Below are 14152 nucleotides of genomic sequence, written 5' to 3' on the forward strand. Positions count from 1 at the left end.
ATGGCCATGAAGCTCGAAGCCGCCCGCCAGCTCACCTACGCCGCCGCCGCCAAGTCCGAACGCCTCGACGGCGACCTCACCTTCTTCGGCGCCGCAGCCAAGTGCTTCGCCTCCGACGTCGCCATGGAGGTCACCACCGACGCCGTCCAGCTCCTCGGCGGCTACGGCTACACCCGCGACTACCCCGTCGAACGCATGATGCGCGACGCCAAGATCACCCAGATCTACGAAGGCACCAACCAGGTCCAGCGCATCGTCATGGCCCGCAACCTCCCGTAACCACCCGCCCGTTGAAAGGAGACAGGCCGTGACACTGAAGATCGCTGTCTGTGTGAAGTACGTTCCCGACGCCACCGGCGACCGCGGTTTCGCCGACGACCTGACCGTCGACCGTGACGAGGTGGACGGGCTGCTCTCGGAGCTCGACGAGTACGCGGTCGAGCAGGCCCTGCGGATCGCCGAGGAGGCCGACGACGCCGAGGTCACCGTGGTCACGGTCGGCCCGAACGACGCCAAGGACGCGCTGCGCAAGGCACTGTCGATGGGCGCCGACAAGGGCGTGCACGTCGACGACGAGGACATCCACGGCTCGGACGTCATCGGCACCTCCGCGATCCTCGCCAAGGCCCTGGAGCGGACCGGCTTCGACCTGATCGTCTGCGGCATGGCCTCGACCGACGGCACCATGGGCGTGCTGCCCGCGCTGCTCGCCGAGCGGCTGAACGTGCCCCAGGCGACCCTGCTGTCCGAGGTGACCGTCGAGGACGGGACCGTGAAGGGCCGCCGCGACGGCGACGCCGCGAGCGAGGTCCTGGAGGCCCCGCTGCCGGCCGTCGTCTCGGTCACCGACCAGTCGGGCGAGGCGCGTTACCCCTCCTTCAAGGGGATCATGGCCGCCAAGAAGAAGCCGATCGAGAAGCTGGACCTGGACGCCCTCGGCATCGACGCCGACGAGGTCGGCCTCGCGGGCTCCTGGACGCTGGTCGACTCGGCCGAGGCCCGCCCGGCCCGTACCCAGGGCACGATCGTCACGGACGAGGGCGACGGCGGCAAGCAGCTCGCCGCCTTCCTCGCCACCCAGAAGTTCATCTGACCCACCGTCACCATCCCTCAGGAGCAAGGAATCATGGCTGAGATCCTGGTTCTCGTGGACCACGCCGACGGTGCGGTCCGCAAGCCGGCCCTCGAACTGCTGACCCTGGCCCGCCGCATCGGCGAGCCCTCGGCCGTCGTGCTCGGCGCCGGCGAGGCCGCGGCCTCCGTCGCCGCCAAGGCCGGCGAGTACGGCGCGGCGACCGTGTACGTCGTCGACGGCCCCGAGTTCGACGAGCGGCTCGTCGTCCCGAAGGTCGACGCGCTCACCCAGATCGCCCGGGACAAGGGCGTCGCCGCCGTCCTGGTGACCTCTTCCGGCGAGGGCAAGGAGGTCGCGGCGCGCGTGGCGCTGCGGCTGGGCTCGGGCCTGATCACCGACGCGGTGGAGCTGGAGGCCGGCGCGAACGGCCCGGTCGCCACCCAGTCGGTCTTCGCCGCCTCGTACCAGGTGAAGTCGGCCGTCTCGCACGGCGTTCCGGTCATCACCGTCAAGCCGAACTCCGCCGCCCCGGAGGCCGCCCCGGCCGCCGGCGCGGTCGAGAACGTCTCCGTCGCCTTCTCCGGCAACGCGGCCAGGATCGTCTCGCGCACCCCGCGGGTCTCCACCGGCCGTCCGGAGCTGACCGAGTCGGCGATCGTGGTCTCCGGCGGCCGCGGTGTCGGCGCGGCCGAGGGCTTCGGGGTCGTGGAGAAGCTGGCCGACTCGCTCGGCGCGGCCGTCGGCGCCTCGCGCGCCGCGGTGGACGCGGGCTGGTACCCGCACTCCAACCAGGTGGGCCAGACCGGCAAGCAGGTCTCCCCGCAGCTGTACATCGCGGCGGGCATCTCCGGCGCGATCCAGCACCGGGCCGGCATGCAGACCTCGAAGACGATCGTCGCGGTCAACAAGGACGCCGAGGCGCCGATCTTCGACCTGGTCGACTACGGCGTGGTGGGCGACCTGTTCGAGGTGCTGCCGCAGCTCACGGACGAGATCGGCGCGCGCTGACGCCGAGGCCGTACGGAAAGGGGGGCGGGTGGCACTCTGTGCCACCCGCCCCCCTTTCGTGATGCCCGGGGACGTGCGCCGTCCGCTTCAGAACCAGCCGTCCAGCACGGCCTCCTCGCAGAGCCGGACGACCGGCCTGCGCCCGGCGCAGAGGGTTCCGGGGGCGAGCCTGACCCGGACGCCGGGGCGCACGGCGTGCAGCGGTCCGTCGACCCGGCAGCGCACCACGAAGCCCTCGGCCATGTGCACCGGCCAGAGGTCGGCCTCGGCGGCGGTGAAGCCCCGCCGTACCGATATCACGCCCTCCCCCGCGCTGAGTTCGGGGGCGAGGTCGGTCGACCCGCAGGTGGGGCAGAGCAGGCGCTGGAAGGTGGTGGTGTGGCACCAGCGGCAGCGCTGGAAGTGGAGTTCGGGCTCGGCGGCCGATTCCTCGACGAGGACGGCGGTCCCGCTGCGCAGACCCGTGGATCCGGTGTGGAACACGATGCTTCTCCTAGCACTCGGCGGCTCGACCGTGCATGGAGTAAAGATATGGCACTCAGTGCCAGCAATAAAGACCTGAGTTCCCTCATTTGACGATACTGAGATCCCCGCGTGCCTCTAGCTCTCCCCGAGGCTCGACTCCACCTCGCGCACCACGCGCCACATCGGGGTGGAGCGCTTGGTGATCACCACGACCACGTCGTCGTCGCCCTCGACGGGGGCCGCCGCCTCCGGGCTCCAGGTCTCCCGGACGAACTCCAGGGCCCGGTCCACCTCGGCCAGCGGGTCGCCCTCGCCGCCCGAGCGCAGCCAGTGGCGCAGCGCGTGGTTGTGCGCGGCGACGACGGCCGCCGCGACGACGTTGGCCCGCAGGGTGCCGTCGCGGCGGTCGGCGAAGCGGGTGCGGAGGTAGTCGCCGAGGGTCTTCTCGTACCGCCAGACCACCGACAGCTCGTACGTCCGCAGGCCGGTCACCTCGCGGGTGAGGCGGTAGCGCTGGACGGAGAAGGTGGGGTTCTCGGCGTACATCCGCATGACGAGCCGGGTGGCCTCGCAGACCCGGACCAGCGGGTCGTCGGTGTCCTCGCTCGCGGCGAGGAACTCGGTCATGTCGGCCAGGCTCTGCTCGTGGTCGGGGAAGACCACGTCCTCCTTGGACGGGAAGTACCGGAAGAAGGACCGCCGGCCCACCCCGGCCGTCTTCACGATGTCGTCGACCGTGGTCTGCTCGTAGCCGCGCTCCAGGAAGAGCTGGAAGGCCGCCGCGACGAGGGAGTCACGCATCGAGGGCTTGGCGGGGTGGGTGCTCATACCCCGAAATTTAGCACTCGGATCCCTCGTGCGGCGGCACTTGGTGCCACGGTGGTGATCAGCGGGCGGCCATGCGCAGGGCGCCGTCCATCCGGATGGTCTCGCCGTTGAGGTAGTCGTGCTCGGCGATCATGGTGACCAGGCGGGCGTACTCCTCGGGGCGGGCGAGCCGCTGGGGGAAGGTGACGCTCGCGGCGAGCCCGGCCCGGACCTCCTCGCTGAAGCCGGCCATCATCGGGGTGTCGACGATGCCGGGGGCGACCGTGACGACGCGGATGCCGTACTGGGCGAGGTCCCGGGCGGCGGTGACCGTCATCCCGGCGACGCCGGCCTTGGAGGCCGCGTACGCGATCTGGCCGATCTGCCCCTCGAAGGCGGCGATGGAGGCGGTGTTGACGACGAGTCCGCGCTGCCCGTGCTCGTCGGGCTCCCGGCGGGCGATCGACTCGGCGGCGAGGCGCAGCACGTTGAAGGTGCCGACCAGGTTGACGTCCAGGACGGTCCGGAAGAGCGCCAGGTCGTGCGGGCCCTTGCGGCCGAGGAGCCGTGCCGAGGGGGCGATGCCCGCGCAGTTGACCGCGAGCCGCAGTTCGGCGCCGTCCTCGTCGATCCGCGCGAGCGCCGCCCGGACCTGGTCCTCGTCGGTGACGTCGGCGGCGATCAGGGTGACCCCGTCCACCGCGCCCGCGGCGCCGGCGACGGCCTTGTCGAGGTCGAGGCCGTAGACGGTGGCCCCCTTCGCGGCGAGCGCGGCGGCGGTGGCGGCCCCGAGCCCCGAGGCGGCACCGGTGACGAGTGCGGCGGAACCGGCGATGTCCATGGATCTCCTTGTGTTCGCGTGCTTCTGCTGACAGCGGCCCTACAGCGGCCTGCTCATGAAGAGGGCGGTCTCGCCCTCGCTCGCCGTCCCCCGGTAGAGGGTGGTGTCGAGCCCGCAGAGCTCGAACCCCATCCGGCGGTAGGCGCGGACGGCGGGCGCGTTCACGTTCGTCACCTCCAGCCACGCGGTGCGCGCGCCGAGGCTCCGCCCGTACGCGCAGGCCCGTTCCATCAGGGCCCGCCCGACGCCGGCGCCGCGGTGCGCGGGCGCCACGGCCAGGGTGTCGACGACCAGGCGCCGGTTCCACTCCTCCACGCCGGCGGCGACGAAACCGCGCACGAGGCCGCCGTCGACGGCGACCTCGACGTGCAGGCCGTCGAACCCGCCGTCGCCGTCGTCGGGGAAGACCTTGACGAGCGGCGGGTCGACCGGCGTCTCCCGCAGCGTGAAGCCGTCCGCGCCGGCCAGCACCTCGTAGACCCGGTCCGTGCTGAAGGAGTCGTCGATCGCCTCGATCGCCGCCCGGTCGGCCGGCTCCGCCGGGCGGCAGACGACCGGCGGAGCGGACTTCGGGGCGGGGCTACTTCCATTCCCAGAGCTTCGCAGTGGCCTTACCGCTTTCTTCCGTCTCGAACTCGAACACGGCGGCCGTCCCGTTGAGCCGGCCGAACGCCGCGGCGGCCGTCTCGAAGAAGAGCGCGCCGCGCCAGTGCACGGTGCCCGCCTCGTCGAAGTGGCCGACGCCGGAGCCGTGCCAGGTCACGGTGGCGCCGCCCTGGGCCATGATGACGCCCTGGCCTTCCCCGTAGAGCGTGCCGTCGGCGCCCACGGCCGATTCGTACGTACCCATGTCCTTGATCCCGACGCCCAGCAGTGTGCCGGTCGCCGCGAACGAGGCTTCGAGGACGGGATGGCCGCCGTCGGTGGACAGCACCCGGATTCCCGTGGTCTCGCCCTGTTCCTCGCCGATCAGGTCGCCCAGCATGATGGGACTCCTCTCCGGTCACGACGGATCGGTTCCCCTCTTCCGGCCTACGCCCGTACGGGTGGCCGGGCAACCGGAGGGGTCAGACCTTCAGCTGCCTGCTGATGACCAGCCGCTGGATCTGGTTGGTGCCCTCGAAGATCTGCATGATCTTGGCCTCGCGCATGTACCGCTCGACCGGGAAGTCCCGGGTGTAGCCGTAGCCCCCGAGCACCTGGACGGCGTCCGTGGTGACCTTCATCGCGGTGTCCGTGGCGATCAGCTTGGCCGCGCTGGCCTGCCGGCTGAAGGGGCGGCCGAGGTCGCGGCGGCGGGCCGCGTCGAGGTAGGTGGCGCGGGCCGCGTCGACGCCGGCGGCCATGTCGGCGAGGAGGAAGCCCAGGCCCTGGTGGTCGACGATCTTGCGGCCGAAGGTGCTGCGCTCGTTGGCGTACGCGACGGCGGCGGACAGCGCGGCCTGGGCGAGGCCGGTGGCGCAGGCGGCGATGCCGAGGCGGCCCGAGTCGAGGGCGCTGAACGCGATCTGGAGGCCCTGCCCCTCGTCGCCGATGCGCCGGTCGGCGTCGACGAGGGCGCCGTCCCAGTGGGCGGAGGTGGTGGGGACGGCCTGGAGGCCCATCTTGCGCTCGGGCTTGCCGAAGGTGAGGCCCTCGGTCTCGCCGGGGGCGAGGAAGCAGGAGATGCCGTGGCTGCCCGGCGCGGTGCGGGCGAAGAGGGTGTAGAAGCCGGCCTTGCCGCCGTGGGTGATCCACGCCTTGTTGCCGGTGACGCGGTACGCGGCCCCGTCCTCGGTGAGCTCCGCCTTGCAGGAGAGCGCGGCGGCGTCGGAGCCGGCCTGCGGCTCGGAGAGGCTGTAGCCGCCGATGCGGCGCCCTTCGAGCATCTCGGGCAGCCAGCGCTCCTTCTGCCCGGGCGTGCCGAAGGTGTGCAGCGGGTGGCAGGCGAGGGTGTGGACGCTGGTGGCGACGGCGACGGCGGCCCAGCGGGCGGCGAGCTCCTCCAGGACCTGGAGGTACACCTCGTAGGGCTGGCCTCCGCCGCCGAACTCCTCGGGGTACGCCAGACCGAGCAGCCCGGCCTTGCCGAGGGTCGCGAACAGGCCCTCCGGGTACGTCTCGGCGGCCTCGTGCTCGTCGACTCGGGGCGCGAGCTCCCGGTCGGCGATCTCCCGCGTGAGGGCGATGAGGTCCGCGGCTTCGGGGGTGGGAAGCAGGCGGTCGACATCCATGGCGACTCCAGTCAGGACACGAGCTGGTACCGCGAAACGGTACTGCAAGGGGTACGGCAGTACCGGTGAGAGTAGCGCAGATGGGTGCGGGAGTAACCCCCCGAACGAGTCGACCCGGCATACTGTTCGGGTGATCGAGACCTCAGCCGCCGACGCACCCAAGCTCACGGGCCGGGGCGCCGCCCGCCGCTCCGAGCTCTTCGAGAAGCTGGTGACGCTGCTCGTCGGCGAGGGGTTCGCCCAGCTGACCCTGGACGATCTCGCGGCCCGGCTGCACTGCTCCAAGCGCACCCTGTACGGCCTGGCCGGCAGCAAGGAGCAGCTGGTCAGGGCCGCCGTCGTGCACTTCTTCCGGCGCGCGACCTTCCGCGTCGAGGCGGTCCTGGCCGCGGCGACCGGCCCGGCCGAGCGCCTGGCCGCCTATCTGCGGGCGGTCTCCGCGGAGCTGGCCCCGGTCTCCCCGCGCTTCTTCGACGACGTGGCCGCCTTCGAGCCCGCCGCCGAGGTGTACGAGCGCAACACGCGCGCGGCGGCCGGCCGGGTCCAGGAACTCATCGAGGAGGGCGTGACGGCCGGCGTCTTCCGCGAGGTGCACGTGACCTTCGCCGCCGACGTCATCTCCTCGGTCATGGTCCGCATCCAGCGCCGCCAGGTCGCCACCGCCACCGGCCTCGCCGACGCCGAGGCGTACGACCAGCTGGCGGAACTCCTGCTCAACGGCCTGCGCCGGGGCTGACCGACCGCACCGGCGGCGGTCAGGCCACCGAGCCGAGCCGGCCGACCGGTTCGCGGGGGCCGTCGTGGTGGATGGGGGTGTGCGCGCCGGTGAGCGCGGCGCCGCTGCCGCCGCGCCGGTTGGCGACGATCTCGGCGCCGATGGACAGCGCGGTCTCCTCCGGCGTACGGGCGCCGAGGTCGAGGCCGATCGGGGAGCGCAGCCTGGCGAGTTCGAGTTCGGTGACGCCGACCTCGCGCAGGCGCTTGTTGCGGTCCTCGTGGGTGCGGCGGGAGCCCATGGCGCCGACGTAGGCGACGGGCAGCTTGAGCGCGGCCTGGAGGAGCGGGACGTCGAACTTGGCGTCGTGGGTGAGGACGCAGAGCACGGTGCGGGCGTCGACGTCGGTGGTGGCGAGGTAGCGGTGGGGCCAGGCGACGACGATCTCGTCGGCGTCGGGGAAGCGCAGTGGGGTGGCGAAGACCGGGCGGGCGTCGCAGACGGTGACGTGGTAGCCGAGGAACTTGCCGATCCGGACCAGCGCGGAGGCGAAGTCGATGGCGCCGAAGACGATCATGCGCGGGGCGGGGACGGAGGATTCCACGAGAAGGGTCAGCGGCTGTCCGCAGCGGCTGCCGTCCTCGCCTATCTCCACGGTCCCGGTGCGGCCGGCGTCCAGCATCGCGCGGGCCTCGGCGGCGGCGGTGCGGTCGAGCTCGGGGTGGCCGCCGAGCACACCCTCGTACGAGCCGTCGGGGTGGACCAGGAGCGCCCGGCCCCTCAGGTCCTCGGGGCCCTCGACGATCCGGGCCAGGGCGGCCGCCTCACCGGAGACGGCGGCCGCGAGGGCGGCGGGGTAGACCCCGCCGCGTACCGGGGTGACGAGGATGTCGATGATCCCGCCGCAGGTCAGGCCCACGGCGAAGGCGTCCTCGTCGCTGTAGCCGAAGCGCTCGACGACCGTGCGGCCGTCCTCCAGCGCCTGTTGGCACAGCTCGTAGACGGCGCCCTCCACACAACCGCCGGAGACCGATCCGATCGCCGTGCCCTCGCTGTCGACGGCGAGGGCGGCGCCCGGCTGCCGGGGCGCGCTCCCGCCGACCGCCACCACGGTGGCGACGGCGAACTCGCGTCCCTGCTCGACCCACCGGTGCAGCTCTTCGGCGATGTCCAGCATCTCGAACTCCTCGGAATGTTGTGTGGAGGGCGACGTTACGGGTGTCGTCAGCCGACGCCCAGCCAGCTCTCGATCGGATGGATCGCGAAGTAGATGACGAAGACGCCGGTCAGCGCCCACATGAAGCCGCCGACCTCCCTCGCCTTGCCCTGCGCGCTCTTGATGACCACGTAGGAGATGACGCCGGCCGCGACACCGGTGGTGATGGTGTACGTGAAGGGCATCAGGACCACGGTGAGGAACACCGGGATCGCGACGGAGCGGTCGCTCCAGTCGACGTGCTTGGCGTTCTGCATCATCATCGAGCCGATGACGACCAGGGCCGCGGCGGCGACCTCCTGCGGGACGATCGCGGTGAGCGGCGTGAAGAACAGGCACAGGGCGAAGAACGCGCCGGTGACCACGGAGGCCAGGCCGGTACGGGCGCCCTCGCCGACGCCGGTGGCGGACTCGACGAAGACCGTCTGGCCCGAGGCGCCGCCCGCACCGCCCAGGATGCCGCCGGCGCCGTCGATGAACAGCGCCTTGGACAGGCCCGGCATGCGGCCCTTGTCGTCGGCCAGCTTGGCCTCGGTGCCGACGCCCAGGATGGTCGCCATGGCGTCGAAGAAGCCGGCCAGCACCAGGGTGAAGACGATCATGGTGATGGTGATGTAGCCGACGTCGCCCCAGCCGCTGAAGGACACGTCCCCGATGAGGGAGAAGTCCGGGGCGGAGACGGCGCTGCCGTGCAGCTCCGGGGCGCCGGAGAACCAGGCCTTGGCCGGGATGTCGACGACCGCGTTGAGCAGGGCGGCGACGCCCGTGCCCGCGACGATGCCGATGAGGATGGCGCCGGGGATGTTGCGGGACTGCAGGGCGAAGATCAGCAGCAGGGTGAAGGCGAAGATCAGGACGGGCCAGCCCTGGAGCTCACCGGCCGGGCCGAGGGTCACGGGACCGCCGCCGGGGGCGGGGTTCTCGTGGACGAAGCCGGCCTTCACGAAGCCGATGATCGCGATGAAGAGACCGATGCCGATGGTGATCGCATGCTTGAGCGCGAGGGGTATCGCGTTCATGATCATCTCGCGGAGGCCGGTGACCACCAGGAGACAGATCACCGCACCGTACGCGACCGACATGCCCATGGCCTGCGGCCAGGTCATGACCGGCACGACCTGCGAGGCCATCACGCCGGAGACGCTGAGACCCGCGGCGAGGGCGAGCGGGACCTTGCCCCAGAAGCCCATCAGGAGCGTGGTCGCGGCGGCGCAGAGCGCCGTGGCGGTGATCAGAGCGGGCTGGCTCAGGATGTTTCCGTCGACATCCTTGCCGCTGAGGATCAGGGGGTTGAGCAGGAGAATGTACGCCATCGCCATGAAGGTGGTGACGCCGCCGCGGATCTCCGTCGCGACGGTGGATCCTCTCTCCGAGATGTGAAAGTACCGGTCGAGCCAAGACCTGCCGGCGGGGTTGCGCGAGCCGTTGCCCGCGTCCTCTGCCGTGGTCTTGGGCTCCACTGACGACTGGGTCATGGGGCCTACTCCCAAGGTTCAAAGGGGCACCCGCATCAGACTTCGAAGGTGTTCTGATCTGTGAAGCTGCGGGATTTGGGAAATCAAGTCGGCTGCACGACCCGGGGGACGGCCCGAGACGAACGGCGAAATGCCGAGTACTGCGAGTCCCCGGACGGTACGGGCGGGGGAAGTGTGACGTTCCCGGGAGGCACGCACCGTCCGGAGAGGTCCTACAGGGTGCCGGTGAGCGCCTCGGGGCGGACCGGCGTCTTGTTGAGCTCCAGGCCCGTCGCGTTCCGGATCGCCGCGAGGACGGCCGGGGTGGACGACAGGGTCGGGGCCTCGCCGAGTCCCCGCAGGCCGTACGGCGCGTTGGGGTCGGCCAGTTCGAGGACGTCGACCGGGATGGTCGGCGTGTCGAGGATCGTCGGGATCAGGTAGTCCGTGAAGGAGGGGTTGCGCACCTTCGCGGTCTTCGGGTCCACGATGATCTCTTCCATCACCGCGACGCCCAGGCCCTGGGTGGTGCCACCCTGGATCTGGCCGACGACGGAGAGCATGTTGAGCGCCTTGCCGACGTCCTGGGCGGTGGCGAGCTCGATGACCTTGACCAGGCCGAGCTCGGTGTCCACCTCCACCACCGCGCGGTGCGCGGCGAAGGTGTACTGGACGTGACCGTCGCCCTGGCCGGTGACCAGGTCGAACGGCACGGTCGGACGGTGCCGGAACTCGAGTTCGAGGTCGATCGGCTCCTCGCCCTCCAGGATGTCCGCGAGGGTCGCGAGCACCTCGCCGCCGTCGGTGACGACCTTGCCGCCCTCCAGGAGCAGCTCGGCGGTCGCCCACGCGGGGTGGTAGGAGCCGTTCTTGCGGCGGCCGATCTCCAGGACCTTCTCGCGGACGGCCTCGCAGGTGTTCTTCACCGCGCCACCGGTCATGTACGTCTGCCGGGAGGCGGACGTCGAACCGGCGGAGCCGACCTGGGTGTCGGCGGGGTGGATCGTCACCTGCGTGACGCCGAGCTCCGTGCGGGCGATCTGGGCGTGCACGGTGACACCGCCCTGGCCGACCTCGGCCATGGCCGTGTGGACCATCGCGACGGGCTCGCCGTTGATGACCTGGAGCACCACGCGGGCGGTCGAGTAGTCGTCGAAGCCCTCGGAGAAGCCGACGTTCTTGATGCCGACGGCGTAGCCGACACCGCGGACGACACCCTCGCCGTGCGTGGTGTTGGACAGGCCGCCGGGCAGCGCGCGGACGTCCGCGCCCTCGCCGGCGGTCTCCCACTGGCGCTCCATCGGCAGCGGGCGGGCCTTGACCCGGCGCAGCAGCTCGGCGACCGGGGCCGGCGAGTCCACGACCTGGCCCGTCGGCATGAGCGTGCCCTGCTCCATGGCGTTCAGCTGACGGAACTCGACCGGGTCCATGCCCAGCTTCGCCGCCAGCTTGTCCATCTGCGCCTCGTACGCGAAGCACGCCTGGACCGCGCCGAAGCCGCGCATCGCGCCACAGGGCGGGTTGTTGGTGTAGAGCGCGACCGCCTCGATCTCCACGTCGTCGACCACGTACGGGCCGGCGCCGAGCGAGGAGGCGTTGCCGACGACCGCCGGGGAGGCCGAGGCGTAGGCGCCGCCGTCGAGGACGATCCGGGCCTTCAGGTGGGTGAGCTTGCCGTCCTTGGTGGCGCCGTGCTCGTAGTGCAGCTTCGCCGGGTGGCGGTGCACGTGCCCGAAGAAGGACTCGAAGCGGTTGTAGACGATCTTGACCGGCTTGCCGGTGCGCAGCGCCAGCAGGCAGGCGTGGATCTGCATCGAGATGTCCTCGCGGCCGCCGAAGGCACCGCCGACGCCGGAGAGCGTCATGCGGACCTTGTCCTCGGGCAGGCCGAGGACGGGGGCGATCTGCTTGAGGTCCGAGTGCAGCCACTGGGTGGCGACGTAGAGGTCGACGCCGCCGTCCTCGGCGGGCACGGCCAGGCCGGACTCCGGGCCGAGGAAGGCCTGGTCCTGCATGCCGAAGACGTACTCGCCCTCGACGATCACGTCGGCCCGCTCGCGGGCCGCCGCCACGTCGCCGCGGACGATCGGCTGGCGGTGCACGATGTTCGGGTGCGGGACGTGACCGGAGTGGTGGTCGTCGCGGCCCTCGTGGATCAGCGGCGCGTCGGGAGCGAGCGCGGAGGCCTCGTCGGTGACGACCGGCAGCTCCTTGTACTCGATCCTGATCTTGGCGGCGGCGCGGCGGGCGGTCTCCGGGTGGTCGGCGGCGACCAGCGCCACCGGCTCGCCGTGGTGCCGTACCTTGCCGTGGGCCAGGACGGGGGTGTCCTGGATCTCCAGGCCGTAGTGCTTCATCTCGGCCGGCAGGTCGTCGTAGGTCAGCACGGCGTAGACGCCGGACATCGCGACGGCCTCGGAGATGTCGATGGAGACGATCTCGGCGTGGGCGACGGTCGAGCGCAGGGTCTGGCCCCACAGCATGTCCTCGTGCCACATGTCCGAGGAGTACGCGAACTCGCCGGTCACCTTGAGGGTGCCGTCGGGGCGGAGCGTGGACTCGCCGATGCCGCCCTTGGTGTGGTTCTGCGTGACGTTCGTCGGCGTGCCCGCCGGAACGGTGCGCGTGTTCTGCGCCATGGTCAGACCGCCTCTCCCTGACGGGCGGCCGCCAGGCGGACCGCGTCGAGGATCTTCTCGTAGCCCGTGCAGCGGCAGAGGTTGCCGGACAGGGCCTCGCGGATGTCCTGGTCGGACGGGTCGCCCTGGCGCTCCAGGAGCTCGTCGGCCGCGATCAGCAGACCCGGGGTGCAGAAACCGCACTGGACGGCGCCGGCGTCGATGAACGCCTGCTGGATGGGGCTCAGTTCGACGCCCTCGCCGGTCTGCGAGTCCTGGCCCGGGCGGGCCTGCCAGCGCTTGGCCTCGTCGAGCGAGGTGCCGCAGGCGCCGGAGGAGCAACCCGCGTGCTCGGAACGCTCCTTGGCGAACTCGGCGAGACCCTCGACGGTGACGACCTCGCGGCCCTCGACCTGGCCGGCGGCGACGAGGCAGGAACAGACCGGCACGCCGTCGAGGCGGACCGTGCACGAACCGCACTCGCCCTGCTCGCAGGCGTTCTTGGAGCCGGGCAGGCCCATCCGCTCACGCAGGACGTAGAGGAGGGACTCGCCCTCCCAGACGTCGTCGGCTTCCTGCGGACGTCCGTTGACCGTGAAATTGACGCGCATGGTTATGCAGCTCCCTCAAGCGTGCGGCCGTTGCCGCGGTACTGCTCCCAGGTCCAGCCGAGCTGGCGGCGAGCCATGATGCCGACGGCGTGGCGGCGGTACTTGGCGGTGCCTCGGACGTCGTCGATCGGGTTGGCGGCACCCGAGCACAGGTCGGCGAACTGCTTCGCGATCGACGGGGTGATGATCTTGCCGCTGTCCCAGAAGCCGCCCTCCTCCAGAGCCGCGTTCAGGAAGGACTCGGCCTCCTTGGCGCGGATCGGGGTGGGCGCGGCGGAGCCGATGCCGGTCCGTACGGTCCGGGTCTCCGGGTGCAGCGCGAGGCCGAAGGCGCACACGGCGATGACCATCGCGTTGCGGGTGCCGACCTTGGAGTACTGCTGGGGACCGTCCGCCTTCTTCACGTGGACGGTCTTGATGAGCTCGTCGGGCTCCAGCGCGTTGCGCTTCACGCCCGTGTAGAACGAGTCGATCGGGATGAAGCGGGTGCCGCGCACCGACTCGACCTCGACCTCGGCACCGGCCGCGAGGAGCGCCGGGTGGGCGTCACCGGCGGGCGACGCGGTGCCCAGGTTGCCGCCGACGCCGCCACGGTTGCGGATCTGCGGGGAGGCCACCGTGTGCGAGGCGAGCGCCAGACCGGGCAGCTCGGCCCGGAGGTTCTCCATGATCTGCGTGTACGGGACGGAGGCGCCGAGACGCACGTTCTCCTCGCCGACCTCCCACTCGCGCAGCAGCTCGATACGGTTCAGGTCCAGGAGGTACTCGGGACGCCGGTGATCGAAGTTGATCTCGACCATGATGTCGGTACCACCCGCGATGGGCACGGCCGTGGGGTGCTCGGCCTTGGCGGCGAGCGCCTCCTCCCAGCTGGCGGGGCGAAGGAAGTCCATGGTGGCTCTCTTCTTGTGCTTCTAGTGAACGGGGGGGTCGTCCGTACGGGCCCGGGGGGACGGCCGGCCCTCGACGATCTCTTCATGTGCTGTTAACGCGGTGTGTGGCCTAGTACACAAGCCCGTGTCGCCCGGGTGCAGTCACCGAAAACATGAAGGAGTTGGCTGGCTGCCATCCTCGTCTTGTAGATTCGAACGAAAGGCGGGAAACAGCAACCTCTCCGTTTTCCCCCGGA

The 14152-nt window shown here is 71.2% G+C and carries 15 protein-coding genes; 4 read left to right on the forward strand and 11 right to left on the reverse strand.

Annotation, left to right across the window (positions count from 1 at the left end; genetic code table 11):
* The 3 genes from AB0Q96_RS30885 to AB0Q96_RS30895 form a co-directional block, all read left to right on the forward strand.
* The coding region (locus AB0Q96_RS30885; RefSeq protein WP_365331193.1) for an acyl-CoA dehydrogenase family protein at positions 1-279 on the forward strand (279 nt) is incomplete at its 5' end.
* A gap of 28 nt (positions 280-307) precedes the next feature.
* Positions 308-1093, forward strand: a complete 786-nt coding sequence (locus tag AB0Q96_RS30890; RefSeq protein ID WP_365331195.1) for an electron transfer flavoprotein subunit beta/FixA family protein — start codon at positions 308-310, stop codon at positions 1091-1093.
* Between the two features lie 33 nt (positions 1094-1126).
* Positions 1127-2083, forward strand: a complete 957-nt coding sequence (locus tag AB0Q96_RS30895) for an electron transfer flavoprotein subunit alpha/FixB family protein (RefSeq protein WP_365331197.1) — start codon at positions 1127-1129, stop codon at positions 2081-2083.
* An 87-nt stretch (positions 2084-2170) separates the two neighbouring features.
* On the opposite strand, the gene AB0Q96_RS30900 is transcribed toward AB0Q96_RS30895, so the two are convergent.
* The 6 genes from AB0Q96_RS30900 to AB0Q96_RS30925 form a co-directional block, all read right to left on the reverse strand.
* Complete coding sequence (locus AB0Q96_RS30900) at positions 2171-2566, reverse strand: zinc ribbon domain-containing protein (RefSeq protein WP_365331199.1); 396 nt, start codon at positions 2564-2566, stop codon at positions 2171-2173.
* Between the two features lie 117 nt (positions 2567-2683).
* A complete protein-coding gene (locus tag AB0Q96_RS30905; protein WP_365331201.1) occupies positions 2684-3376 on the reverse strand; it encodes a TetR family transcriptional regulator in 693 nt (230 codons plus the stop codon).
* A 58-nt stretch (positions 3377-3434) separates the two neighbouring features.
* The gene (locus AB0Q96_RS30910) at positions 3435-4196 is read right to left on the reverse strand and encodes an SDR family NAD(P)-dependent oxidoreductase (protein WP_365331203.1); all 762 of its coding nucleotides are present in this window, start codon (positions 4194-4196) and stop codon (positions 3435-3437) included.
* Between the two features lie 39 nt (positions 4197-4235).
* Complete coding sequence (locus tag AB0Q96_RS30915) at positions 4236-4667, reverse strand: GNAT family N-acetyltransferase (RefSeq protein ID WP_365331205.1); 432 nt, start codon at positions 4665-4667, stop codon at positions 4236-4238.
* Between the two features lie 109 nt (positions 4668-4776).
* Complete coding sequence (locus AB0Q96_RS30920; protein WP_365331207.1) at positions 4777-5181, reverse strand: hypothetical protein; 405 nt, start codon at positions 5179-5181, stop codon at positions 4777-4779.
* Between the two features lie 82 nt (positions 5182-5263).
* The gene (locus tag AB0Q96_RS30925; RefSeq protein ID WP_365331209.1) at positions 5264-6409 is read right to left on the reverse strand and encodes an acyl-CoA dehydrogenase family protein; all 1146 of its coding nucleotides are present in this window, start codon (positions 6407-6409) and stop codon (positions 5264-5266) included.
* 130 nt (positions 6410-6539) lie between these two features.
* On the opposite strand from AB0Q96_RS30925, the gene AB0Q96_RS30930 reads away from it, so the two are divergent.
* Positions 6540-7145 carry a TetR/AcrR family transcriptional regulator gene (locus tag AB0Q96_RS30930; RefSeq protein WP_365331211.1) on the forward strand — a complete coding sequence of 202 codons (606 nt, stop codon included), beginning with the start codon at positions 6540-6542 and terminating at the stop codon, positions 7143-7145.
* Between the two features lie 19 nt (positions 7146-7164).
* Here the strand turns inward: AB0Q96_RS30930 and AB0Q96_RS30935 are convergent, their stop codons facing one another.
* The 5 genes from AB0Q96_RS30935 to AB0Q96_RS30955 form a co-directional block, all read right to left on the reverse strand.
* Positions 7165-8301: an XdhC/CoxI family protein gene (locus tag AB0Q96_RS30935; RefSeq protein WP_365331213.1), complete on the reverse strand. Its 1137-nt coding sequence runs from the start codon at positions 8299-8301 to the stop codon at positions 7165-7167.
* Positions 8302-8348: 47 nt separating this feature from the next.
* Complete coding sequence (locus AB0Q96_RS30940) at positions 8349-9815, reverse strand: NCS2 family permease (protein ID WP_365331215.1); 1467 nt, start codon at positions 9813-9815, stop codon at positions 8349-8351.
* Between the two features lie 212 nt (positions 9816-10027).
* Entirely contained in the window at positions 10028-12433 is a 2406-nt protein-coding gene (gene pucD / locus AB0Q96_RS30945; protein ID WP_365331217.1) for a xanthine dehydrogenase subunit D, read from the reverse strand.
* A 2-nt stretch (positions 12434-12435) separates the two neighbouring features.
* On the reverse strand, positions 12436-13023 hold the full coding sequence (locus tag AB0Q96_RS30950; RefSeq protein WP_365331219.1) for a (2Fe-2S)-binding protein: 588 nt from the start codon (positions 13021-13023) through the stop codon (positions 12436-12438).
* 2 nt (positions 13024-13025) lie between these two features.
* Complete coding sequence (locus tag AB0Q96_RS30955; protein WP_365331221.1) at positions 13026-13916, reverse strand: xanthine dehydrogenase family protein subunit M; 891 nt, start codon at positions 13914-13916, stop codon at positions 13026-13028.
* Positions 13917-14152 lie beyond the last annotated feature (236 nt).

Source organism: Streptomyces sp. NPDC093111, from assembly GCF_040683955.1.
In the GTDB taxonomy this organism is placed as follows: Bacteria; Actinomycetota; Actinomycetes; order Streptomycetales; family Streptomycetaceae; genus Streptomyces.

Coding starts and splice junctions, on each gene's coding strand:
- AB0Q96_RS30895 (WP_365331197.1), top strand. CDS start 1,127: ATGGCTGAGATCCTGGTTCTCGTGGACCACGCCGACGGTGCGGTCCGC.
- AB0Q96_RS30905 (WP_365331201.1), bottom strand. CDS start 3,376: ATGAGCACCCACCCCGCCAAGCCCTCGATGCGTGACTCCCTCGTCGCG.
- AB0Q96_RS30910 (WP_365331203.1), bottom strand. CDS start 4,196: ATGGACATCGCCGGTTCCGCCGCACTCGTCACCGGTGCCGCCTCGGGG.
- AB0Q96_RS30920 (WP_365331207.1), bottom strand. CDS start 5,181: ATGCTGGGCGACCTGATCGGCGAGGAACAGGGCGAGACCACGGGAATC.
- AB0Q96_RS30925 (WP_365331209.1), bottom strand. CDS start 6,409: ATGGATGTCGACCGCCTGCTTCCCACCCCCGAAGCCGCGGACCTCATC.
- AB0Q96_RS30935 (WP_365331213.1), bottom strand. CDS start 8,301: ATGCTGGACATCGCCGAAGAGCTGCACCGGTGGGTCGAGCAGGGACGC.
- AB0Q96_RS30940 (WP_365331215.1), bottom strand. CDS start 9,815: ATGACCCAGTCGTCAGTGGAGCCCAAGACCACGGCAGAGGACGCGGGC.
- pucD (WP_365331217.1), bottom strand. CDS start 12,433: ATGGCGCAGAACACGCGCACCGTTCCGGCGGGCACGCCGACGAACGTC.
- AB0Q96_RS30950 (WP_365331219.1), bottom strand. CDS start 13,023: ATGCGCGTCAATTTCACGGTCAACGGACGTCCGCAGGAAGCCGACGAC.
- AB0Q96_RS30955 (WP_365331221.1), bottom strand. CDS start 13,916: ATGGACTTCCTTCGCCCCGCCAGCTGGGAGGAGGCGCTCGCCGCCAAG.